This window comes from Mycobacterium barrassiae (genome assembly GCF_025822765.1).
In the GTDB taxonomy this organism is placed as follows: Bacteria; Actinomycetota; Actinomycetes; order Mycobacteriales; family Mycobacteriaceae; genus Mycobacterium; species Mycobacterium barrassiae.
Window position 1 is genome coordinate 520,215 of sequence record NZ_JACKUK010000023.1, and the last position, 21,961, is coordinate 542,175.

Consider the following 21,961-nt stretch of genomic DNA (forward strand, 5'->3'; position numbering starts at 1 on the left):
GGGCGTCGGCTCCGCCGCCGACGCATCACTGCCAGGGTACGTGTCGTTTCAGAGGGGGCGCGGAAGCTCAGCGCGACGGACGGCAGATGAACGCCCTTGCCTGGCTTGACGCCCCGGTCCCGATCCGGGTGATGACCACCGAGACCGACTGCGTTCCGCGTAGCCGCAGCCGGTGCCGCAGCGCGTCGGGATCGACGTCCACACCGCGCACCAGGATCTCGGCCGCACCGACGTTGCGGCCCGAAAGCGCCTGGCGCAGTCGGCGTTCGCTGTAGGCGAGCTCCTCGAGCACCTCGAAACCACGCACCCCGGAAGGCACGCGATCGCCGGACAGGTAGGCGATGTCGGGGTCGAGTTGCCACAGGCCGTGCCTGGCCGCGTAGTGGCGCACCAGTCCCGCGCGGACGACCGCGCCGTCGGGGTCGACGATCCATCGGCCGACCGGCGCCACGGCGCACTCGTCGGGTTCGGCGTCCGTGATCTCCTCCCCCGTGTCGAGCATGCTGGCGCGCCGAGTCACGCCCGGCGTGGCCAGCCCCGCCGACCACAGACACGCCTCACGTACGCCACCGGCGGCTGAGGTCACCTCGACTTCGCCGCTGAAGCCCAAGCCGGTCAAAGCATCGAAATCGATTCCGGGCGCGCACTTTACGACGATGTCGCGACCCCCGTACACCTCGAGCAGGAGGTCGAGGCCCGGGGTGTAATCACGCGGATCGAAGCGCCGCCGACCACCGCGTCGGCGCGCAGGGTCGAGCAGGACGACGGCCGAACGGGTGATCGGCCGCAGCGCGTCGGCCCGGCACAGGTCCACGTCGGCGACGTTGTGCCGTGCCATCGCCAGCCGAACCGGGTCCACGTCGCTGCCGACGAGAGTGGTCGTCGAATTCCGTAGCGCGGCAAGCTCGGTGCCGATCGAACAGGTGGCGTCGTGCACGACCGCACCCGTCAGCCGCCGGGCTCGATGCGCGGCGACCGCCTGCGTCGTCGCCTGCTGGAGCGCCTCGTCGGTGAACAGCCAGTCCGCGGCGTCGTCGAACTTCGTCGCGGCCCTGCGGCGCAACACCGTCGTCTCCACCAGGACGGCCGCTCGCTCGCCGAAACGCTCACGGACCGAAGCGATGTCGGCGACCAGAGTGGCCGGCTCCAGGCGCAGGCCGCCGACTTCGCCGAGCGCCTGCCTGCCGGCGTCGCTGCGTAGATAGGCGACGTCGTCGAGGCGGAAAGCTACGACGGCTTGACCCCGGTGACCATCACGTTGTAGAACCAGCCCTTCGGCACGACGCGACGCCACAGATTGTCGTCGACCCAGCTCAGGGTGATCCAGCTGTTGAACGCGAATTTCGCGTAGCCCCAACCCAATCGGCCGGGCGGTACCGCAGCCTCCAGGGTGCGCAGCGGCCACCCGAGCATCGCCGCGGTGAACTCCGTGGTGCTGGTCGAGATGTCGACCGCGCCGGCGCTGCGTGCCATGCGCTCCAGATCGCCGGGCGAGAACGTGTGCAGGTCGACGATCGCCTCCAGCGCGGCCGCGCGTGACGACTCGTCGAGTTCGGACTGCGGGCGACGCCAGCTGGTCAGCCCCGGCAGCTTGGTCAGGTTCGTCACGACGCGCCATGTCAAGGTCGACAACGGTCGCGCGTAGTTCTCCCCGGCGTTGCTCGGTTCGCCGGCGAACACGAATCGGCCGCCGGGCTTGAGGACGCGCACGACCTCGCGCAGCGACAACTCGACATCGGGGATGTGATGCAGGACGGCGTGCCCGACGACGAGGTCGAAGGTGTTGTCGTCGTACGGGATGCCTTCGGCGTCGGCGACGCGGCCGTCGATCTCGAGGCCCAGGTTCTCGCCGTTGCGCACGGCCACCTTGACCATCCCTGGCGACAGGTCCGTCACCGACCCGCGACGCGCCACCCCGGCCTGGATCAGGTTGAGCAGGAAGAACCCGCTACCGCAGCCGAGCTCGAGGGCGCGATCGTAGGGCAGATTGCGCAGTTCGTCCTCCGGCACCGTCGCGTCGAACAGGTCGCGGGCGTAGTCGACACAGCGCTTGTCGTAGGAGATCGACCACTTGTCGTCGTACGACTCGGCCTCCCAGTCGTGGTAGAGCACCTGGGCGAGCTTGGAGTCGTGGCGGGCCGCCTCGACCTGCTCCGCGGTGGCGTGCGGATTAGGTTTCGGGTCAACGGTCATAACAGGGCAGCCTAAAGGTCGAACGACGCCTTGGCGGCAGCCAGTACCTGAGCAGGATGTTCGACGAACCGCCGCGCCCAGGCCAGCGCCGCGTCATAGACGCTGTCGGGGGCGACCATCTCGTCGATCAGGCCCAGCGCGAGCGCCTCCTTGGCATCGAGGAAGCGGCCGCTGAACACCATGTCCTTGGCCTTTGAGAGGCCGACGGTGCTCGCCAGCCGCGAGGTGCCGCCCGCAGGCACCAGCCCGGCCAGGATCTCGGTCACGCCGAACCTGACGTTGTCGCCGGCGACGCGCCAGTCCGCGGCCAGCGACAGGTTGAGCCCGCCACCGAGCGCGTATCCCGTGATCGCGGCGACGGTGGGTTTGGGGATCGCGGCCAGCGCGTCGACGGCCTGCCGGCAGACCTGTGCGGCCGTCGCGGCTTCGGCGTTGTTGAGCAGCGACCGCTCCCGCACGTCGTCACCGGCGGAGAAGATCTCGTGGCCGCCGAAGAGGATGACGGCGCGCACGTCGTCACGCCCGCCGATCTCCGCCGCCGCGATCCCCAGCTCGCGGTACACCTGACGGGTCAGCGCGTTGGTGGGTGGCCGCGACAGCAGCAGGGTGGCGACGCCGGGCTGGTCGTCGCTGGTGTGGATGGAGACGAACTCCCTCACGGGGTGCGTCCCCCGAGCGCCTGGTTGTAGCGCTCGCCGTCGAAGAACTCGAACTCCAGGTTCCCGTCGGTCATGTTCATGTTCGGCGAGATCGGCTCGATCTTTCGTTCGACGGCGAGGATTTCGGCGACGGTGTGGCCCGCCAGCGCATCGAGCTGCGTCCACGTCGGCGGCAGCAGGAAGGTGCGGTGCGCGGCGAAATCGTCGAGCGCCGCTTCGGGTGTGGTCCAGTCGGCTTTGTCGGATTCAGTGTTGTCGCCGTCGGCACGCTGGCCGTCCGGAAGCGCGCCGACGAAGAAGTAGGTGTCGTAGCGGCGGGTGCGCTCCTCTTTCGGGGTCACCCAATTCGCCCATGGCCGAAGGAGATCGGCGCGCAGCATCAGCTTCTCGGTGCTCAGGAACTCGCCGAACGACAGCTCCTTGCTGACCAGTGCGGCGCGGGCGTCGCGGTAGCTCGACGCATCGTCGACGAGCAGGTCCGGGTCGTCGGCGGCGCCTGCGAAAAGTACGCCGCACTCTTCGAAGGTCTCCCGCGCCGCCGCGCACACCAACGCCTCGGCGAGGTCGGCGTCGGTGTTGAGCCGGTCAGCCCACCAGTGCTTGTCGGGGCCGTGCCAGTCGATGTCGGCGTTGCGGTCGCGGTCGTCGACGCCGCCGCCCGGGAAGACCATCACGCCACCGACGAAGTCCATCTTGCGGTGCCGTCGCATCAGGAACACTTCGATCTGGCCGGGCGTCTTGTCGCGGATCAGCATCACCGTCGCGGCCGGTCTCGGGGTCAATGGGTCTACCACTGGGTCTTCAGTCATGCTCGCCTCCTGTGCGCAGCCCGGCTCCTGGCCCGGCGCGCGAAGTAACGACCGTCGGAGTATTCGAGGACGATCGACTGCCCGAACGCCTTCGACAGGTTCTCGGCGGTCAGTACGTCGGGAAGTAGGCCGGAGTCTATGACCTTGCCCTCGGACAGGATCAGACCGTGGGAGAAGCCACGCGGAATCTCCTCGACGTGGTGGGTGACCAACACCAGTGCGGGGGAATCCGGATCCAGCGCCAGATCCTCGAGCCGCGCCAGGAGGTCCTCGCGTCCGCCGAGATCGAGGCCGGCGGCGGGCTCGTCGAGCAGCAGCAACTCGGGGTCGGTCATCATCGACCGCGCGATGAGCACGCGCTTGCGCTCGCCTTCCGAGAGGGTTCCGTAGGCGCGTTCGGCGAGGTGTTCGGCACCCACGCTTTCGAGCATGTCGATCGCCTGCTCGTAGTCGACGTCGTCGTAGCGCTCCCGCCAGCGGCCCAGCACCGAGTAGCCGGCCGACACCACCAGGTCGCGAACCACTTCATCGTCGGGGACGCGCTGCGACAGCGCCGAACTGCTCAGGCCGACGCGTGCGCGCAGCTCGGACATGTCGGTGCGACCCAGGCGCTCACCCAGGACGTACGCCGTTCCGGTCGACGGATACTCCATCGCTGCCGCGATGCGAAGCAATGAGGTCTTGCCTGCGCCGTTGGGTCCGATGACCACCCAGCGTTCGTCGAGTTCGACCGACCACGTGATCGGACCGACGAGAACCTGGCCGCCGCGGCGCAGCGACACCTTGGCGAAGTCGATCAGCAGGTCGGGGTCGGCTGTATCTCCTTCGTCGACTGGCACCCGCCCATCGTAATGAAGCGATTTCGGCGTGCTCGGTCGCGCTCAGCATGACTGCGCACGCCCAAATCGCTGGCGTCGGCGACCGAGGCCCAGCCGCTGACGGCGAGGACGCGCTTCGGGGTGATCCGGACGAAGAACTGAACCAGCGGGCCGATGCCGAACGCGTAGAGCACGGTGCCGACGCCGACGGTCCCGCCGAGCAGCCATCCAAGGGCCAGCACAGTCGCCTCGATCGACGTGCGGACCAGCCGCACCGACAGCCCCGTGCGCACCACAAGTCCCGTCATAAGACCGTCGCGGGGACCTGGACCGAGTCCGGCACCGACGTAGAGCACGGTGCTGAACGCGTTGAGCACCACCGCACCGACCATCATCGCGACGCGGGCGGCCATCGACGACGGTTGCTCCATCAGCAGCATTCCGACGTCGACGGTGATCGCGATGACGACGACGTTGGCGACGGTGCCGATGCCGGGCCGGTTGCGCAGCGGAATCCACGCGAGCAGCACGACGGCGCCGACCACTGCCGACGCGATACCGATCGTCATCGGTGTATGCCGGGCCAGACCCTGGTGAAAAACGTCCCACGGATCGAGGCCCAGCCCGGCGCGCACCATCATCGCCATCGAGAGGCCGTAACCGGTCAACCCGACGAGCAGCGCCGTGCCACGCAGGGACCCTCGCATCATCCCCCTCACGCGTGATGAGGGAAGCGCATCCGGATGAGCTCCACTTCGCGGGCCATGCGCTCGGCGTCGCGATCTTGATAATCCACGCAACCGACCGGCACCTCCCAGCTGAAGGCCCGCGCCAGTCCGCGACCCAGTTTCGATATCCACTTCGTACTCATAACCCGATAATTGAGGTGATCTGGCTTGCTCATCAATAGCCAGTTAGCGCATACTGGCTTGCAAATGACGGTAGAACTGGCGGGTCGAGCCCTCGACGTGGACCTATTGGCCCGCGAATTGGGCAACTGGCGCACGTCCAGTCAAAGTGGACCGGCGTATCAGGGGCTGGCCGACGCGATCCGCCTGCTGATCATCGACGGCCGTCTCCCGGTCGGCTCGCGGCTGCCGAGCGAGCGCACGCTCGCCGACGCGCTGCGCGTATCGCGCACGACAGTCACCGCCGCCTTCAACCAGCTGCGCGAGGACGGCTACCTCCACGCACGGCGCGGGGCGCGCAGCACCACCGCGCTGCCAGTGACGCCTCCCGTGCGGACCGATGCGCTGCCGGCGACGGTGAGCCTGGCCGCCGCCGCGCTGTCGGCTCCGGCCGCGGCGGTGATGGAGTCGTTCGTCGACGCCACGCGTGACGTCACGCCGTATCTGCACGAGCCCGGCCACGAACTCGTCGGTGTGAGCGCACTGCGCGAGGCCATCGCCGAAAGATACTGTGAGCGTGGACTTCCCACCGATCCCGATGAAGTGTTGGTGACTACCGGTGCACTCCACGCGATCTCATTGATCCTGACGACGTATGTGCAGCCCGGCGACCGCGTGCTTGTGGAACAACCCACTTATCACGGGGCGCTGTCGGCCATCAACACCACAGGTGCACGTCCGGTCCCCGTCGCGATGACCGAGGCGGGCTGGGAACTCGACGCGGTACAGGCCGCGATCAACCAGCTGGCCCCTAACCTTGCCTACTTCATTCCCGACAACCAGAACCCCACGGGGCTCACGATGCCCGAGGGCGACCGAAAGCGCTTGGCGCGCATCATCGCCGAGTCACGCACCCGCACGATCATCGATGAGACAATCCTCGACATGTGGCTGGACGGGCCGATACCCGCTCCCCTGGCGGCCGCGATGATGACACCTCGCGATCTGCTTCTCACCGTGGGTTCGATGTCCAAGTCGTTCTGGGGTGGACTGCGCATCGGCTGGATCCGGGCCGAGCGCGCCACGATCGCGACCATCGCCGCGCTGCGGCCGTCGATTGACATGGGCACCCCGGTGCTCGAACAATTCGCCGCCGCAAGGCTTCTCGGCCGCCGCGACGAGGTACTGCCCGAACGCCGCGAAATCCTGCGGACCCGTCGCGCCCTGTTGCAGTCGTTGTTGAGTCGCCAGCTGCCCGATTGGGAACCGGGACCGGGAGTCGGGGGGATGTCGCTGTGGGTGCGGCTGCCGGCGCCGATGAGCACCGCGCTGTCGGCGGCGGCCTCGCGCCTCGGACTCGACCTGCCCGCCGGACCGCGATTCGGTGTCGACGGGACGCTGGAGCGGTTTGTGCGCATCCCCTACGCGCTACCCGAAGAACAACTCACCGAGGCCATCGAGCTGCTCGCTCGCGCGTGGCACAGCATCACGGGCGCGACGGCGCCGGAGCCGACGACCGTCGTCGTCTAATCCAGCCTGAGCAGTCGCAAAGTGCACCGAACTCGCGGCGTGTCGGTGCCGTTTGTGTCTGCTCGCGCAACAGTGGCTAGTCGTCGGGGATGTCGACGCGACGCACCACGCCGTCACGCGCGTCGGCGGCCTCGATCTCCGCACGCGTGATACCCAGGATGAACAACACGGTGTCGAGATACGGGTGGCTGAGCGAGGCGTCGGCGACTTCACGCAATGCCGGCTTGGCGTTGAAAGCCACACCCAGACCGGCGGCGCTGAGCATGTCGATATCGTTGGCGCCGTCGCCGACGGCGACCGTCTGCTCCATCGGCACCCCGGCCTGGTTCGCAAAGTCGCGCAGCGCCTTGGCTTTTCCTGGCCGGTCGACGATCTGGCCCACCACGCGGCCCGTCAGTTTCCCGTCGACGATCTCGAGTTCGTTGGCCGCGACGAAGTCCATCTCGAGCTCGTGCGCCAGCGGTTCGATGACCTGACGGAAGCCACCGGACACGATGCCGCAGTAAAAACCCAAGCGCCGCAACGTCCGTATCGTCGTCCGCGCACCAGGTGTCAGCTCGATCTGCTCGCCGACCTCCTCGAGCACGTTGGCGGGCAGGCCCGCCAACGTCGCGACGCGGCGGTTCAGCGACTCCGCGAAGTCCAACTCGCCGCGCATCGCTGCTTCGGTGATTTCGGCGACCGCCGCGTGCGCCCCGACGCGGTCGGCGAGCATCTCGATGACCTCGCCCTGGATCAACGTCGAGTCGACGTCAAAGACGATGAGCCGCTTGGCCCGTCGGGAAAGGCTGTAGTCCTCGAGGGCGATGTCGATGCCCTCCTCGACGGCGACGCGTGCCAACGCCGCCTGCAGCGGGCCGTACGTTCCGTCCTCCGGCACCGACACCCGCAGTTCGAGCCCGGTCACCGGGTAGTCGGAGACGCCGCGGATGAAATCGATGTTGACGCCGAGCGCAGCGACCTCGCGGGCCACGACGCCAAAAGCTTCCGCGCTGATCGGACGGCCCAGCACGACGATGGTGTGGGTGGACGGCTCGCGGAGTACGGGCAGGTCGTCGCTGGGCTCGATCGAGACGTCCAATCCGAAGCCCTCGATGGCGGCGCGCACCTCGTCACGCAGTCCAGCCCCTGCGGTGACCTCGTCGCTGCCCGCGACCAGGACGCCCAGCGTCAGTTGACGCCGGATGACGACCTGTTCGACGTTGAGGAGCTCGACCTTGTGCCGGGACAGCACCTCGAAAAGAGCCGAGGTGACGCCCGGTTGGTCGGGGCCGGTGACTGTGATCAGCAGCGACGAGCGCTTGCGCGAAGAGCCGGTAGGTGAAGTCACCTTGCGACCATGTGCCCAACTAGCCTTTCGGCCCGTTAGGTGCGGACGTTCTCGTTGTCCAGCCGCGTCACGTCGCCATCGTCAGGCCCGTGCGCCCGGCCGACGTGCGCCTCGGCACGCATCCGATCCACCATGTGCGGGTAGTGCAGCTCGAATGCGGGCCGTTCCGAACGGATTCGGGGCAGCTCGGTGAAGTTGTGCCGCGGCGGCGGGCAACTGGTGGCCCACTCCAGCGAGTTGCCGTAACCCCACGGATCGTCGACGGTGACCGGCTCGCCGTAGCGCCAGCTCTTGAAGACGTTCCACACGAACGGAATCGTCGAGATGCCCAGGATGAAGGCACCGATCGTCGAGACGACGTTCAGCGTGGTGAAGCCGTCGCTGGGCAGATAGTCGGCGTAGCGACGCGGCATGCCTTCGTCACCGAGCCAATGCTGCACCAGGAAGGTGGTGTGGAAGCCGATGAACGTCAGCCAGAAGTGCAGCTTGCCGAGCCGTTCGTCGAGCAGGCGGCCCGTCATCTTCGGGAACCAGAAGTAGATGCCCGCGTAGGTCGCGAACACGATGGTGCCGAAGAGCACGTAGTGGAAGTGCGCGATCACGAAGTAGGAATCCGTGACGTGGAAGTCCAGCGGCGGGCTGGCCAGCAGCACACCCGAGAGACCACCGAGCAGGAACGTGACGAGGAAGCCCACCGAGAACAACATCGGTGTTTCGAACGTCAACTGGCCCTTCCACATCGTGCCGATCCAGTTGAAGAACTTGATACCGGTCGGCACGGCGATCAGGAACGTCATGAAGCTGAAGAACGGCAGCAGGACCGCGCCCGTCGCGTACATGTGGTGCGCCCACACCGCCACGGACAGCGCGGCGATCGACAGCGTCGCGTAGATCAGGGTGGTGTAACCGAAGATCGGCTTGCGGCTGAACACCGGGAAGATCTCCGACACGATGCCGAAGAACGGCAACGCGATGATGTACACCTCGGGGTGGCCGAAGAACCAGAACAGGTGCTGCCACAACAGCACGCCGCCGTTGGCCGGGTCGTAGATGTGTGCACCGAGGTGGCGGTCGGCGGCCAGACCGAACAGTGCGGCGGTCAGGATCGGGAATGCGATCAGCACCAGGATCGACGTGACCATGATGTTCCAGGTGAAGACCGGCATGCGGAACATGGTCATGCCCGGGGCGCGCATGCAGACCACCGTGGTGATCATGTTGACGCCACCGAGGATGGTGCCGAGACCACCGACGGCCAGGCCCATGATCCACAGGTCACCGCCGGCGCCGGGCGAGTGAATCGCGTCGGTCAGCGGCGAGTACGCGGTCCAGCCGAAGTCGGCGGCACCACCGGGGGTGATGAAGCCGGCGGTCGCGATCAGCGCGCCGAACAGGAACAGCCAGAAGGAGAACGCGTTGAGCCGCGGGAACGCCACGTCGGGCGCCCCGATCTGCAACGGAAGGACCAGGTTGGCGAACCCGAACACGATCGGCGTCGCGTAGAACAGCAGCATCACCGTGCCGTGCATGGTGAACAGCTGGTTGAACTGCTCGTTCGACAGGAACTGCAGCCCTGGCATCGCCAACTCGGTGCGCATGAACAACGCCATCAGCCCGCCGATGAAGAAGAAGATGAAGCAGGCGACGCAGTACATGATGCCGATCATCTTGTGATCGGTCGTGGTGATCAGCTTGTAGACCAGGTTGCCCTTCGGGCCGAGCCGGGCCGGGAACGGACGGCGAGCCTCGAGTTCTCCGATTGGGGGCGCTTCGGCTACCAACAGATCCTCCAAACATCCAGTCGGGAAATCCCGGCGGTCTTCACTGATGAATCCTAACTCCCGGTGTACCCGGAAGTCGTGGTGGTCCTACAAACTGTCGTAAATGATTCACGACGCGGGCTGACCTGCTGCAACCTGGCTGGATGTTAACGTCAGCGACGTGCTGATCAGCGGACCTCGTGCCGGCCTGCTGGCCTCGTCGGCTGCGATCGCGGCAGCGCTGGCCATCACGATCGTCAGCGGCTGCGGATCGCTGGGCGGCGATGAGCCTGCCACCGCCGGCGAGTCGTCCGTCATCACCAGCACCACGAAGATCGCCAGTGCCGGCGTCCTGGGCAATCAGCGCAGGCCAGACGAGTCCTGCGCCTCCGAACCGGCCCCGGTCGACCCCGGTCCGCCCGATCGGCTGGTCCAACATGCCGCGGGCGAAACCGAGGTGCGTGCGGATCCGCAACGCATCGTGGTGCTCTCCGGCGATCAGCTCGACACGCTGTGTGCGCTCGGTCTGCAATCCCGCGTGGTGGCCGCCGCTCTGCCCGACGGCTCCACGAGCCAACCCTCCTACCTCGGCCAGGTCATCCACGATGTGCCGCCGGCCGGTACCCGCACCGCACCCGATATCGAGGCGATCAAGGCCGCGACCCCCGACCTGATCCTGGGGTCGGAGGCACTGACGCCCGGCGGTTTCGGTGAGCTCTCGGCGATCGCGCCGACGGTGTTCACCGGCCCTCCCGGCGCCAAGTGGCAGGACAACATGCGAACCGTCGGCGCGGCGACCGGTCGGCTCGATGCGGCCAACGAAATGATCGACGGGTTCGAGCGGGCCGCCGACAAGACCGGCGCCGAAAACGACGCCACTCACTTTCAGGCGTCGATCGTGCAGTTCACCGACAGCGTGATGCGGGTCTATGGGCTCGACAACTTCCCCGGCAGCGTATTGGCCGCAGCGGGCGTCGATCGTCCTGCGTCGCAACGGTTTACCGACAAGCCGTATATCGAGATCGGTATCTCCGACGCGGATCTGGATGACTCGCCTGACTTCTCCGCCGCCGACGGCGACATCGTCTACATCTCGTTCGACTCGCCCGCGGCCAAAGACCGTGCACCCCGTGTGCTGGAAAGCGACGCGTGGAAGAAGCTGTCCGCCAATCGCGACAACCGAGTGTTCGCGGTGAACGACGAGGTGTGGCAGACCGGCGAAGGCATCGTCGCGGCACGCGGCATACTCGCCGACCTTCCATGGATCAACGCGCCGATCAACTAGCCTGGCGTAGATGTTCCACGTCTTGAAATCCACCTACCTGCAGCCACCCGACGTCGTGAACGAGACCCGGCCCGCTCATCTGGAGTGGCTGAAGGGCGAGGTCGCCGCCGGTCGAATCGTGCTGGCGGGCCGCCTGGAGGACGAGTCGGGCGCAATTCTGTTGACCGGCGACATCAGCGCAGATGAGGCGCAGGCCATCGTCGACAACGACCCCTACACCGCTGCCGAGGTGGCCCGTTACGAGCGACTGTCGTTCAACGGCGCCTTCCGCGCGCCGGGACTTTAGGGGCTAACTCACAGCTTCGCGGGGAAGCGCGCGGCAGCCTCAGTCGTTTTACTTGAGTAGCCGCGTTGTCGCGGCGAATTTCCTTTTAGTGAATACCCGAGGTAGAAGGCCGCTATGACCACCGTTTCCGCGTATGCCGCCACGTCGGCGACCGAACCGCTGACTGAGACCACCATCACCCGTCGCGAGGTCGGCCCCCATGACGTGGCGTTCGACATCCATTTCGCAGGCATCTGTCACTCCGATATCCACACCGTCAAGGGCGAGTGGGGCGATGTCGTCTATCCGTTGGTGCCGGGCCACGAGATCGCCGGCGTCGTCACCGAAATCGGCTCCGAGGTCACCAAGTTCAAGGTGGGCGATCGGGTCGGCGTCGGCTGCTTCGTCGACAGCTGTCGGGAGTGCGCTCAGTGCCGAGCCGGCGAGGAGCAGTACTGCACCAATCCGGGAATGGTCGGCACCTACAACGGCATCGGCCGCGACGGCGAGCGCACTCAGGGCGGCTACAGCGGCGCGATCGTCGTCGACGAGAACTATGTGTTGCACATCCCCGACAGCATTCCGCTCGATGCCGCTGCACCTCTGCTGTGCGCGGGCATCACCATGTATTCGCCTCTGCGCCACTGGAATGCGGGCCCGGGCACACAGGTGGCGGTGATCGGACTCGGCGGACTGGGACACATGGCGGTCAAGCTCGCCCATGCGATGGGTGCGACGGTCACCGTGCTGAGCCAGTCACTGAAGAAGATGGAGGACGGCCTGCGGTTGGGCGCCGACGAGTACTACGCCACCTCCGACCCGGCGACGTTCGAAACCCTCTCCAACTCATTCGATCTCATTCTGAACACGGTGTCGGCCAACCTGGACCTGAATGCTTATCTGAGGCTGTTGAAGCTCGACGGCACGCTGGTTGAGCTCGGGATGCCCGAACACCCCATGACCGTTGGGGCCCCGGTACTGGTGTCCGGACGGCGCAGCTTGGCTGGCTCGTTGATCGGCGGCATCGCAGAGACGCAGGAGATGCTCGACTTCTGCGCCGCGCACGACGTCCGTCCCGAAATCGAGGTCATCACACCGGATTACATCAACGAGGCGTATCAGCGGGTGCTTGCCAGCGACGTGCGCTACCGGTTTGTGATCGATACCGCGACGTTGCGCCAGTAGAAGGGGTCAGAAATGGCGCAGGGTGGCCACGCCCAGAAACATGCCTGTGCCGGAGGCGTCGTTGGTGAACTTGGTCTGGGTCTCTAAGGGTTCGATGGTCCAGCCGTTGATGTGGTAGGTCTGGCCAAGGCTCAGGGAGACGTTCTGTGTTCCCGGGCCGGCGCCCAGGATGGGAACCTTGGCCCAGTAGAACTGCCCTGCGCCCCGCTTCACCGCGAGGTTCAGCCGCTGGAAGAACTTCGTCGAGGCCCACGGTGACAGCGCGAACGGCTGGCCGTCCGTCTGTTGGCATATCACCATCGGGCCACCGCCCTGGGGCACGTTGTCGGCGCTGACCAAGCAGCGGATCTTTCCGTCCGGGGTGACGACCATCGTGCCGTCGTCGGCCGCCGCGGGTGGCGCCAGGGGCAACGCAATGGCGGCGAACATCGCCACGGACACGGCGATCACTTTCCGAATCATCTCTGTCCCAACGCGCGCGGAATCCTTGCCAGGGGTGATGCTCTCACGACGGGGCGTGGTTTAGTCCGTAACCCCTCAGACTTGCTGCGCAGACGTGCCGCGCCGCGCGTCGCGACGGGCTAGCGTGACAGCGATGACGCCCATGTTGCCCGAATTCGACGAGTGGTTGAACAACGCTCTGGTCGAGGAAGCGGCCATGGCCGGCGAAACCGTCGAAACGTACATCGCCCGTGCTGCCGCCGGGAGGATGGTCATCGAGCGGGCCCGCCGCGTTGACGCCGACATACAGGAACTGCTGGCGCGCGTCCGCGCGGCCAATCTGGACGTGCCCGGTCCGATCACCGGCGATTCCGTCGTGTCCAATCCGGACCGACTCCGCGCGCTGTACGACAGTGGACTGCTCAACGCCGAACGGGCCCGCAGCCTCGACCGGGTGGTCGGCATGGTGGTGGGGGCGCTGGGCGTGCCGAGTGCCGCCGTGTCGCTGGTCGACCGTGACACCCAGTACATGTGCAGCGCGATCGGCCTCCGCGGAGAAGTCGTGCGCACCCGCCAGGGACCGTCCGAGGGTTCACTAGGCCGCGAGATCGTCGCCTCCGGCAAACCTCTGATCCTCGAGGACGTACGCAAGGAACCGCATTTGATCGATTATTTCGCGGTGCGAAACGGCTACATCGTGGCCTACGCGGGCTTCCCGCTCAAAGACGGTCAGGATCACACCATCGGCACACTGGGCGCCTGGGACACCCGACCGCGGCGCTGGTCGCCTGGACACATCCAGCTGATGGAAGATTTCGTCATGATGATCCGCGCGCGTATATTCGGCATCGCGCCGGACTGAGCAGATGTCCGGACAGCAAAGTCGGCACGACCTGCGCTAACGTGGTCGTCAAAACGGCGGCCGGGGGGCCGATCGTAACCGCCAGAATCGGTTCGTATCGCGATGGACCTGTGTGGAAAGACGATCTGCATTCATGAGCGTTGACGCTGACCCCCGTCGAGGAATTGAGGCGCCGGCGACGCCACGGCGCCTTACCTTTTTCGACGTCACCCGCAGCAGGGTCGGGAGTATCACGCTCACCGTCTTTCTCGATGTAGTAGCCGTCGCCGTCGCGGTGGTCTTACCGGAATCGTGGGACACGGCTGACCCCGGGCACGACGACCGGCTGATCTGGCTGTTCATTCCGGTGGTGCTCATCGCGTTTACGCACGACGGGTTGTATCGACGCAACCTGACACGCAATTTCCTCGACGAGGTGAACCCGATCGTGAATTCCATCGCGATCGCGTCCTTCGTCGTGCTGGGCATACTTCTCTTGGTCGGCCACGTGCACCCGGGCTACCACGTGGCCTGGACCGGGCTATGCGCCGCCATCCTGATTCTGCTGGTCCGACTGACCCGCAATACCCTTCAACGCCATTTTCGGCGATCGCGCAAATCGGCCGCGCCCACACTGCTGGTCGGGGACACCGTGATGGTCGGCCGGCTGGTCAAGCACATGTGCGCTCTGCCCGAGTACGGGCTGCGCCCGGTCGGCATTCTGGCATCCGAGGCGCCGAAGCTGTCCGAGCTAACGACGGCTGACCCGCCGGTCCCCTACCTCGGCCCGCCCGCACTGTTCGGTGAGATCGCGACGTCCATGGGCGTCGAAGAGGTCGTCATCTCCAAGGGCGCTACCTCCGACGACGAACTGGTCGAGCTGATCGGCAAGGCCCATCGGCACGACATCCGCGTGTGGGTGGTGCCGCGGCTGCATGACGCCGTAGGCAAACGGGCTCGGATCGATCATCTCGGCGGGATACCCCTGTTGGTTCTGCCCCCGGTCAATCCCTCAGGGTGGCAGTTCGCAATCAAGTACGCGACGGACCGCATCGGTGCCGCACTGGCACTGCTGCTCATCTCGCCCCTGTTCCTGACGTTGGCACTACTCGTGAAGCTGAGTTCGCCCGGTCCGATCTTTTACCGCCAGAAGCGAGTAGGGCGCGACGGCGTCCCGTTCGACTGCCTGAAATTCCGCTCGATGCGCGATCCCAGCGACTCCGACACCCCGTTCGAGCTGACGCCCGGTGCGGCCCCTGGTGGCGTGGAGGGCGACGACCGGCGCACCCTCGTGGGGAAGGTGATGCGCAGGTTGTCGCTGGACGAACTGCCACAGCTGATCAACGTTCTACGCGGCGACATGAGCCTCGTGGGCCCGCGGCCCGAACGACCGGAATTCGTCGAGCTCTTCGAAATGCAGATCCACCGCTACGGTCAACGACACCGGGTCAAGGCGGGGCTGACCGGCTGGGCGCAGGTGCACGGTCTGCGAGGGCAGACGTCGATCGCCGACCGGGCGGAATGGGACAACTACTACATCGAGAACAGGTCGTTCTGGCTGGACATCAAGATCCTGCTGCTGACGGTCATCGCGGTGTTCAAGCACGCCGAATAGCGAGCCGCCACAGGCGATTTGGTTCTCGTCGCGGCGATGCGGCGACGTTCAGAGATTCGTGGGCGACGTAACACACTCCGCCGCTGGACCGACAATCATTCATGAGGTCTCTTTTCTCGATCACACGCGTCTCACGAACCCCACTAGTTTCCAATTTGGCGGTCGGCGCCGCCATTGCCGCGATATTGATGATCGCCTCGGCGACGGTCCCCGTTTCCCTGATTCCCGTGGCGTCGGCGGCGTGCCCGGATGCCGAGGTGGTTTTCGCCCGCGGCCGGTTCGAACCACCCGGGGTCGGCGCCATCGGTGATGCGTTCGTCAACGCGTTGCGCTCCAAGACGGCGAGGTCGGTCGGTGTCTACGGGGTCAATTACGTCGCCGACCTCGACGCCGCCAACGGTGCCAGGGATATCGGCTCCCACATCCGATCGATGGCGAGAGACTGCCCGAACACCCGAATGGTGGTCGGCGGCTATTCCATCGGAGCAACGGCCGCCGATCTGTTCGCGAGGGCGAATTCACTTCCGCCGGATATCAACCGGCACGTCGCAGCGATCGTGTTGTTCGGCAACGGCACCAGGCGGCTCGGCCCGGCCCCGGCCTATGCCGGCAGGACGATCGACCAGTGCGCTGACGGCGACCCCATTTGCGGCCGAGGCCTCAATTGGGATTCGCACCTGCAGCCCTCATACCTCGGCTCGGGACTGGTTGATCAAGCCGCCAGCATCGTCGCCGGCAAGCTGTAGCCCTACGCCTTAGAAGTCCCAGTCCTCGTCTTCGGTGACGACGGCCTTGCCGATGACGTAACTCGACCCCGACCCGGAGAAGAAGTCGTGGTTCTCGTCGGCGTTGGGGCTCAACGCCGAGAGGATCGCCGGGTTGACGTCGGTCTCGTCGCGCGGGAACAGCGCTTCGTAGCCGAGGTTCATCAGCGCCTTGTTGGCGTTGTAGCGCAGGAACTTCTTGACGTCCTCGGTCAGCCCGACCTCGTCGTACAGATCCTGGGTGTACTCGACCTCATTGTCGTAGAGCTCGAACAGCAGCTCGTACGTGTAGTCCTTGAGCTCGGCCTGCACGGCGGCGTCCTGCTGCGCCAACCCCTTCTGGTACTTGTAGCCGATGTAGTAGCCGTGCACGGCCTCGTCGCGGATGATCAGCCGGATCATGTCGGCGGTGTTGGTCAGCTTGGCCCGGCTGCTCCAGTACATCGGAAGATAGAAGCCTGAATAGAACAGGAAGCTCTCCAGCAGAGTGGATGCGACCTTGCGCTTCAGCGGCTCGTCACCCTTGTAGTACTGCATGACGATCTCAGCCTTGCGCTGCAGGTTCGGGTTCTCCTCCGACCAGCGAAACGCGTCGTCGATCTCGGCCGTCGAGCACAGCGTCGAGAAAATGTTGCTGTAGCTGCGTGCGTGCACCGACTCCATGAACGCGATGTTGGTGTAGACCGCTTCTTCGTGCGGCGTCAGCGCGTCGGGAATCAGGCTGACCGCACCGACGGTCCCCTGGATCGTGTCAAGCAGCGTCAAGCCGGTGAAGACCCGCATCGTCAGCTGCTTCTCGTGCTCGTTCAACGTGCCCCAAGAAGGGATGTCGTTGGACACCGGGACCTTCTCCGGCAGCCAGAAATTGCCGGTCAGCCGATCCCAGACCTCGGCGTCTTTCTCGTCCTGCACACGGTTCCAGTTGATGGCCGAGACACGGTCGATCAGTTTCATGCCATCACTCACGAGTACCCCGTTTCACCTGGTCTTTGTTGGTGGAAGCTATAGGGCAGCTATAGCGCCTTCAACACTACAACTGGGGTCTGACGAACCGCCGCTATACGAGATGTTGTGTCTGGGCGTGTCGCACGAACTAGGCCGCGATGCGCCTCTCAGCGGTCAGGAATTCGTACTCCGACGGGTCGAATCTGCGGGTCGCAAGCCAGTACTGCCACGTCATCCCGCTCCACAGTGTGCGGTTGACGCCGTGCTCGTCGAGGTACCAGCTGCGGCAGCCGCCGGTGCTCCAGACCGTGCCGGCCAGGTCGTGCTGCAGCTCGGCGTTATAGGCATCCTGGGCGGCCCGTGTCGGCGCCAGCGCCTGGGCGCCCGCCTTGTCGACGGCCGCGATCGCGTCGGCGACGTAGCGGATCTGAGACTCGATCATGAACACCACCGAGTTGTGCCCCAGCGCGGTGTTGGGGCCGAGCAGGAAGAACAGGTTGGGCATGTCAGCGACCGTGATACCGCGCAGTGCGGTGATGCCCTCGCGGTTCCACCGGTCGACGAGGTCCTCGCCGCCGGGACCCTTGATGTCGACATAGGTGTAGGAGTCGGTGACGTGGAAGCCGGTGGCGGCCACCACGACGTCGACCTCACGTTCGGTCCCGTCGGCCGCGACGATGCCGGTCTTGGTGAACCGTGCGATGCCGTCGGTGATGACTTCCGTCTTCGGGTTCGCGATGCCCTGGTAGTACGTGTCGGAGTTGAGGATTCGCTTGCAACCGGCCCGGTAGTTCGGGGTCAGCTTCCTACGCACCTCCGGATCCTTGATGGCGCGGCGAATGTTGGCCTTGCCCATCAGTTCACCGATCTTGAGCAGCCGCGGTTGCTTGGTCATCGCGAAGCCGACGGCTTCGTGAATCCAATAGATCCCCGCCCGCATCGCCGCGCGGGTGCCAGGGACGTAGGTGAACACCTGCCGCATCCACCGCGGGATCGGGTTGTTGGGCCGCGGCATCACCCAAGCCGGGGTGCGCTGGTAAAGATGAAGCGCCGCAACGTCCTTGACGATCTCGGGCACGATCTGAATGGCGCTGGCCCCGGTGCCGATCACCGCGACGCGCTTGCCGGTCAGATCGACGCTGTGGTCCCACTGCGCGGAGTGGAAGAGCGCGCCCTCGAAGTCGTCGAGCCCCTCGAAGTCCGGGATCAGCGGGATGTGCAGCCCCCCGGCGCCGGAAATCAGGAACTGCGCGACGAACTCGCGACCGTCCTTAGTGAAGGCGTGCCAACGCATTTCGTCGTCATCCCAGTGCGCCCGGTCGACGTGCGAGTTGAATTGGATGTAGCGCCGCAACCCGTACTTGTTCGTCACGCCCTGCAGGTACTCCTGGATCTCCGGCTGAAACGACCACATGTGTGTCCAGTCGGGCTTGGGCTCGAACGAGAACGAGTACATGTGCGACGGGATGTCGCACGCACAGCCGGGATAGGTGTTGTCGCGCCACGTGCCGCCGATGTCATCGGCCTTCTCCAAGATCACGAAGTCGACGTTCTGCTTCTGCAGCGCGATCGCCATTCCCAGACCGGAGAAGCCCGAACCGATGATCAGCGCGCGTGTGTGCACCGGCGTTGCAGCCGTAGCCTCGCCCGAGTACTCGGCAACCGTCATGTTCGGACCTCCCTGGGAGCCGGCCCCGCGCCCCCATCCTGGGAACGCCGGTACCGGATACTTTCCACGCCCAGGGTACATCGTGCATGACGGTGCCGAGTCGCAGCTCAGGCGAAGGAAAGGGCCCGCTGGCTGCTCAGATGCCGATCCGGATCGAAGGTCTCGAAGTGACCCGATCCGACCATGCCGATGCCGCGCTGAGGCATCCGGAAGTCGCCGAGCCGAGCCTGCCGCAGCAACGGCCCGCTCGGGCCCAGGTCCCGCCCGTGCAGCACAGCACGCGAATCAGCAACGAACCACATCTGCTTCGGGGCCATCGAGTAGCACTGCCCGTTGGGCGCCCGCCCGGTGAGCCGCACGTCGCCGACACCGAGCGTGCGCCGCGCCACCCAGCCCAGCCGCTTCAGCATCGCGGGCTCGTTCCACGCCGACTCGGACACCCGGCCACCGATCCTGTTCATCGTCCGGGTGGCCCGAGTGGACTCCAGCTCGAGACTCCAGTGCAGCACGTCGGGAATCTCGACGGCCAGCGACCAGGGCCCGGTCCAGGAGATGCGGATGTCGCACTGCACCGCGTCATTCGGAGTGGCCGAGCTGAAATACCGTGCGCAGCTCTGCTGTCCGGGAGTCGTCGCGTAGAACGTCCAGTTGCACGATGGGTCGCGGTGCCACACCGAGACGTACGGCGGCGCGAATGTCGTTGCGGGGAAATGCCGCATCGCCAGATAGTGCCCGTTGGCGAAGGGCAGTCCCATGATTCCGAATCCGACGAATCGCTCGTCGTCACCGGAAGGCAGGGTCGGGTTGGCCAGCACGGCCGCAACAGTTTCTTGGGGGGTGTGTTGTTTTGTCATACGCCGATGGTCGTGCGAAACACGACCTCAGCACCTGAGGCGACTGCCTCAAAAACGGTGCCTCGAAATCAAATATCAGGCGACCGGTTGTTGTCGCCGGACGGCGGTGTGGATCGGCTGGTCGGGGTCGATCTTGATGCCCAGCAGTTCGGCGGTGCCGTTGATGGCGCCCACCATGATCGTCGTCATATGCGCGATGAACTTGTCGGCCGGCATCCGCCGGGGGGTGTCGTCGTCAACGCCCAGCCACCAGTCCGTCGCCGACGCGGCGGTGCCGAAGATCGCGAACGCCGCCAGTTCGAACGCCTCTGGTTCCGGCGCGAGTTCCTCGAGCTCGGTGCTGATCATGTCCGCGATGGCGAGAGTGATTTCGCTGCCCTTGTTGACCGTCGTCATCGCAGCCGCCGACTGATCGGCGAACCGGCCCTGCAGCAGGAACCGCACCACGTTCGGGTGTTGATCGACGAGTTGCACATAGTGCTCGACCCCACGCGCCACGATCTCGCGGGTGGAATCGGTCTCGACGTTGATCGACGGGATGATCGCCGCCCACAACATGTCGCGCATCCGCTGGCCGATCTCGGCGAACATGTCGGACTTGTCGGTGAAGTGCCGGTAGATCTTGGGCTTGGCGGTACCCGCCTCCTCGGCGATCTCGCGCACGCTGACGTTTGGACCGAGGCGGTCGATCGCACGGAAGGCCGCGTCGACGATCTCCGAGCGCACCTTCTTGCGGTGCTCACGCCAGCGCTCGCTGCGGGCGTCCACCTTGACACCCGGTTCACCACTGGAACGTGGCCTGGACCCTCGTCGCACCCGATCACTGTACCGCCCAGACACCGCTGACCTGCTCAGACCTGCCCACGCCCGCAAAGACCATCGGCGTAGCAATCCGTTTCTCTCGCAGAGATGGGTTGCGCCGCCTTGGGTACTATTTCTACGACAGCCGATCGACGAGACGAGATTCATGACGCAGCGATACGACCTGGTCATCGCAGGTGGCGGGCCCTCGGGCTCGGCGGCCGCGTGGCAGGCCGCGCAGACCGGCGCCAAGGTAGTGGTCCTGGACAAAGCCCAGTTCCCCCGCGCGAAACCCTGCGGTGACGGGCTCACCGCACGGGCCGTGAGCTACCTGCAGAAGATGGGGCTGGCCGACGAGGTCGCCACCTTCCACCGGGTCAACCGGGTGACGGCCTTCAGCCCCAGCGCGTGGGAGCTGTCGTTTCCCAAGCGCCCCGGGATGCCCGATCACGGCCACACGGTGAGTCGCGAGCATCTCGACACGCTGCTGCTCAAGCACGCGGAGTCCGCCGGCGCCGAAGTTCGCCAGGGTGCCGAGGTGGCGGGCCCCGAACTCGATCCGAGCGGCCGAGTGATCGGGGTGACGCTGAAGAGCGGCGAGAAGGTCTACGGCGACGCGGTCATCGCGGCCGACGGCGCCTACTCCCCAATCAAGCGCGCCCTGAAGATCGATTCGGAGTACAACGGTTACTCGGCGATCGCGATCCGCTCCGAGATGCACGCGAACCGGCCCGACTCCGACAGCCTGGACATCTACCTCAAGCTGATGTTCCAGGGCGATCAGCTGCCCGGCTACGGCTGGGTGTTCCCGATGGGCAACGGGGTGTTCAACATCGGCCTCGGCTACGTGAACAGCTACAAGAACTGGCAGGCGATCAATGCCACCCAGTTCCTCGGCGAGTTCCTGCGCACATTGCCCGCCGACTGGGAGCTGCCGTCGATCGAAGAGCTGAAGAAGAACAAGAGTGTGCGCGCGTGGCGACTGCCGATGGGCTTCACTGCGTGGCCGCCGTGGCGGCCGGGTGTGCTGTTCGCCGGCGACTCGCTGGGTGCGGGCAAGCCGGCGTCCGGGGCGGGCATCTCCAAGGCTTTGGAGTCTGGTCTCACCGCAGGCGAATGCGCGGTCGCGGCGTTGCAGAACGGCGGCCCCGACGACTTCACGAACTACGCGCAGCGGATGGAAGCGGCGTGGGGCCGGGAGTACAAGCGTGGCCGCTACTTCCACAAACTGTTGGGCTATCCGCGGCTGGCGAATGCCGGCCTGAAGCTTTTGGACAATGCGGCGTTCCGCGACCGTATGCTCAAGGCGCTATACAAGAAGGCCCAGGGGCCCCAACACAGCTACTGAG

General features: G+C 65.8%; 22 protein-coding genes. 8 read left to right on the plus strand and 14 right to left on the minus strand.

Features of this window, described 5'->3' with window-relative positions:
* Positions 1 to 67: 67 nt before the first annotated feature.
* Genes H7J93_RS12900 through H7J93_RS12930 form a run of 7 tightly spaced genes read right to left on the minus strand, consistent with a single transcriptional unit; the run spans position 68 to position 5,350 of the window.
* Positions 68 to 1,270 carry a THUMP-like domain-containing protein gene (locus H7J93_RS12900; RefSeq protein WP_276021943.1) on the minus strand — a complete coding sequence of 401 codons (1,203 nt, stop codon included), beginning with the start codon at positions 1,268 to 1,270 and terminating at the stop codon, positions 68 to 70.
* Positions 1,228 to 2,193, minus strand: coding sequence for a class I SAM-dependent methyltransferase (locus tag H7J93_RS12905; RefSeq protein ID WP_267306663.1), 966 nt, complete (start codon positions 2,191 to 2,193; stop codon positions 1,228 to 1,230). The genes H7J93_RS12900 and H7J93_RS12905 overlap by 43 nt, the downstream gene beginning before the upstream one ends.
* An 11-nt stretch (positions 2,194 to 2,204) precedes the next feature.
* Positions 2,205 to 2,852, minus strand: coding sequence for an enoyl-CoA hydratase (locus H7J93_RS12910; protein ID WP_267306664.1), 648 nt, complete (start codon positions 2,850 to 2,852; stop codon positions 2,205 to 2,207).
* Positions 2,849 to 3,661, minus strand: coding sequence for an NUDIX hydrolase (locus tag H7J93_RS12915; protein ID WP_267306665.1), 813 nt, complete (start codon positions 3,659 to 3,661; stop codon positions 2,849 to 2,851). Before H7J93_RS12915 ends, H7J93_RS12910 begins: the two co-directional genes overlap by 4 nt.
* On the minus strand, positions 3,658 to 4,500 hold the full coding sequence (locus tag H7J93_RS12920) for an ABC transporter ATP-binding protein (RefSeq protein ID WP_267306666.1): 843 nt from the start codon (positions 4,498 to 4,500) through the stop codon (positions 3,658 to 3,660). The genes H7J93_RS12915 and H7J93_RS12920 overlap by 4 nt, the downstream gene beginning before the upstream one ends.
* Entirely contained in the window at positions 4,458 to 5,186 is a 729-nt protein-coding gene (yczE, locus tag H7J93_RS12925; RefSeq protein ID WP_267306994.1) for a membrane protein YczE, read from the minus strand. Before yczE ends, H7J93_RS12920 begins: the two co-directional genes overlap by 43 nt.
* Positions 5,187 to 5,194: 8 nt before the next feature.
* Positions 5,195 to 5,350 carry a hypothetical protein gene (locus tag H7J93_RS12930; protein ID WP_267306667.1) on the minus strand — a complete coding sequence of 52 codons (156 nt, stop codon included), beginning with the start codon at positions 5,348 to 5,350 and terminating at the stop codon, positions 5,195 to 5,197.
* Between the two features lie 64 nt (positions 5,351 to 5,414).
* Between H7J93_RS12930 and yczR the strand changes: the two genes are divergently transcribed.
* Complete coding sequence (gene yczR / locus H7J93_RS12935) at positions 5,415 to 6,857, plus strand: MocR-like transcription factor YczR (protein ID WP_267306668.1); 1,443 nt, start codon at positions 5,415 to 5,417, stop codon at positions 6,855 to 6,857.
* 76 nt (positions 6,858 to 6,933) lie between these two features.
* On the opposite strand, the gene serB is transcribed toward yczR, so the two are convergent.
* Entirely contained in the window at positions 6,934 to 8,187 is a 1,254-nt protein-coding gene (gene serB / locus H7J93_RS12940; protein ID WP_267306669.1) for a phosphoserine phosphatase SerB, read from the minus strand.
* A gap of 35 nt (positions 8,188 to 8,222) precedes the next feature.
* Entirely contained in the window at positions 8,223 to 9,968 is a 1,746-nt protein-coding gene (gene ctaD / locus H7J93_RS12945; RefSeq protein ID WP_267306995.1) for an aa3-type cytochrome oxidase subunit I, read from the minus strand.
* A gap of 160 nt (positions 9,969 to 10,128) precedes the next feature.
* Here ctaD and H7J93_RS12950 point away from each other — a divergent pair, with 160 nt between their 5' ends.
* The 3 genes from H7J93_RS12950 to H7J93_RS12960 all read left to right on the plus strand — a co-directional run bounded on the left by H7J93_RS12950 (position 10,129) and on the right by H7J93_RS12960 (position 12,682).
* The gene (locus H7J93_RS12950; protein ID WP_267306670.1) at positions 10,129 to 11,232 is read left to right on the plus strand and encodes an iron-siderophore ABC transporter substrate-binding protein; all 1,104 of its coding nucleotides are present in this window, start codon (positions 10,129 to 10,131) and stop codon (positions 11,230 to 11,232) included.
* A gap of 10 nt (positions 11,233 to 11,242) precedes the next feature.
* Positions 11,243 to 11,518, plus strand: a complete 276-nt coding sequence (locus H7J93_RS12955) for a YciI family protein (RefSeq protein ID WP_267306671.1) — start codon at positions 11,243 to 11,245, stop codon at positions 11,516 to 11,518.
* 114 nt (positions 11,519 to 11,632) lie between these two features.
* Positions 11,633 to 12,682 (plus strand): NAD(P)-dependent alcohol dehydrogenase, encoded by a 1,050-nt coding sequence (locus H7J93_RS12960; protein ID WP_267306672.1) that lies wholly within the window; start codon positions 11,633 to 11,635, stop codon positions 12,680 to 12,682.
* A gap of 6 nt (positions 12,683 to 12,688) precedes the next feature.
* Here H7J93_RS12960 and H7J93_RS12965 read toward each other — a convergent pair whose 3' ends face one another.
* Positions 12,689 to 13,132 (minus strand): hypothetical protein, encoded by a 444-nt coding sequence (locus H7J93_RS12965; protein ID WP_267306673.1) that lies wholly within the window; start codon positions 13,130 to 13,132, stop codon positions 12,689 to 12,691.
* A 145-nt stretch (positions 13,133 to 13,277) separates the two neighbouring features.
* Here H7J93_RS12965 and H7J93_RS12970 point away from each other — a divergent pair, with 145 nt between their 5' ends.
* The 3 genes from H7J93_RS12970 to H7J93_RS12980 all read left to right on the plus strand — a co-directional run bounded on the left by H7J93_RS12970 (position 13,278) and on the right by H7J93_RS12980 (position 16,325).
* Positions 13,278 to 13,985: a GAF domain-containing protein gene (locus tag H7J93_RS12970; protein ID WP_267306674.1), complete on the plus strand. Its 708-nt coding sequence runs from the start codon at positions 13,278 to 13,280 to the stop codon at positions 13,983 to 13,985.
* 133 nt (positions 13,986 to 14,118) lie between these two features.
* Positions 14,119 to 15,579: a sugar transferase gene (locus tag H7J93_RS12975; RefSeq protein ID WP_267306675.1), complete on the plus strand. Its 1,461-nt coding sequence runs from the start codon at positions 14,119 to 14,121 to the stop codon at positions 15,577 to 15,579.
* 101 nt (positions 15,580 to 15,680) lie between these two features.
* Entirely contained in the window at positions 15,681 to 16,325 is a 645-nt protein-coding gene (locus tag H7J93_RS12980; protein WP_267306676.1) for a cutinase family protein, read from the plus strand.
* Between the two features lie 9 nt (positions 16,326 to 16,334).
* Here the strand turns inward: H7J93_RS12980 and nrdF are convergent, their stop codons facing one another.
* From nrdF to H7J93_RS13000, 4 genes are all read right to left on the minus strand, one after another.
* The gene (gene nrdF, locus H7J93_RS12985; RefSeq protein WP_276021819.1) at positions 16,335 to 17,297 is read right to left on the minus strand and encodes a class 1b ribonucleoside-diphosphate reductase subunit beta; all 963 of its coding nucleotides are present in this window, start codon (positions 17,295 to 17,297) and stop codon (positions 16,335 to 16,337) included.
* A 139-nt stretch (positions 17,298 to 17,436) separates the two neighbouring features.
* The gene (locus H7J93_RS12990) at positions 17,437 to 18,957 is read right to left on the minus strand and encodes a flavin-containing monooxygenase (protein ID WP_267306678.1); all 1,521 of its coding nucleotides are present in this window, start codon (positions 18,955 to 18,957) and stop codon (positions 17,437 to 17,439) included.
* A gap of 107 nt (positions 18,958 to 19,064) precedes the next feature.
* A complete protein-coding gene (locus tag H7J93_RS12995; RefSeq protein WP_267306679.1) occupies positions 19,065 to 19,811 on the minus strand; it encodes a hypothetical protein in 747 nt (248 codons plus the stop codon).
* A gap of 75 nt (positions 19,812 to 19,886) precedes the next feature.
* The gene (locus H7J93_RS13000; RefSeq protein WP_267306680.1) at positions 19,887 to 20,627 is read right to left on the minus strand and encodes a TetR/AcrR family transcriptional regulator; all 741 of its coding nucleotides are present in this window, start codon (positions 20,625 to 20,627) and stop codon (positions 19,887 to 19,889) included.
* 151 nt (positions 20,628 to 20,778) lie between these two features.
* Between H7J93_RS13000 and H7J93_RS13005 the strand changes: the two genes are divergently transcribed.
* Positions 20,779 to 21,960, plus strand: a complete 1,182-nt coding sequence (locus H7J93_RS13005; RefSeq protein WP_267306681.1) for an NAD(P)/FAD-dependent oxidoreductase — start codon at positions 20,779 to 20,781, stop codon at positions 21,958 to 21,960.
* The last annotated feature ends 1 nt before the right edge of the window (position 21,961 follow it).

Bases quoted from the DNA above. Each gene is read 5' to 3' on its own strand.
- H7J93_RS12905 (WP_267306663.1), bottom strand. From the start codon at position 2,193: ATGACCGTTGACCCGAAACCTAATCCGCACGCCACCGCGGAGCAGGTC.
- H7J93_RS12915 (WP_267306665.1), bottom strand. From the start codon at position 3,661: ATGACTGAAGACCCAGTGGTAGACCCATTGACCCCGAGACCGGCCGCG.
- yczE (WP_267306994.1), bottom strand. From the start codon at position 5,186: ATGCGAGGGTCCCTGCGTGGCACGGCGCTGCTCGTCGGGTTGACCGGT.
- H7J93_RS12930 (WP_267306667.1), bottom strand. From the start codon at position 5,350: ATGAGTACGAAGTGGATATCGAAACTGGGTCGCGGACTGGCGCGGGCC.
- yczR (WP_267306668.1), top strand. From the start codon at position 5,415: ATGACGGTAGAACTGGCGGGTCGAGCCCTCGACGTGGACCTATTGGCC.
- H7J93_RS12955 (WP_267306671.1), top strand. From the start codon at position 11,243: ATGTTCCACGTCTTGAAATCCACCTACCTGCAGCCACCCGACGTCGTG.
- H7J93_RS12960 (WP_267306672.1), top strand. From the start codon at position 11,633: ATGACCACCGTTTCCGCGTATGCCGCCACGTCGGCGACCGAACCGCTG.
- H7J93_RS12970 (WP_267306674.1), top strand. From the start codon at position 13,278: ATGACGCCCATGTTGCCCGAATTCGACGAGTGGTTGAACAACGCTCTG.
- H7J93_RS12975 (WP_267306675.1), top strand. From the start codon at position 14,119: ATGAGCGTTGACGCTGACCCCCGTCGAGGAATTGAGGCGCCGGCGACG.
- H7J93_RS12980 (WP_267306676.1), top strand. From the start codon at position 15,681: ATGAGGTCTCTTTTCTCGATCACACGCGTCTCACGAACCCCACTAGTT.
- nrdF (WP_276021819.1), bottom strand. From the start codon at position 17,297: ATGAAACTGATCGACCGTGTCTCGGCCATCAACTGGAACCGTGTGCAG.
- H7J93_RS12990 (WP_267306678.1), bottom strand. From the start codon at position 18,957: ATGACGGTTGCCGAGTACTCGGGCGAGGCTACGGCTGCAACGCCGGTG.
- H7J93_RS12995 (WP_267306679.1), bottom strand. From the start codon at position 19,811: ATGACAAAACAACACACCCCCCAAGAAACTGTTGCGGCCGTGCTGGCC.
- H7J93_RS13005 (WP_267306681.1), top strand. From the start codon at position 20,779: ATGACGCAGCGATACGACCTGGTCATCGCAGGTGGCGGGCCCTCGGGC.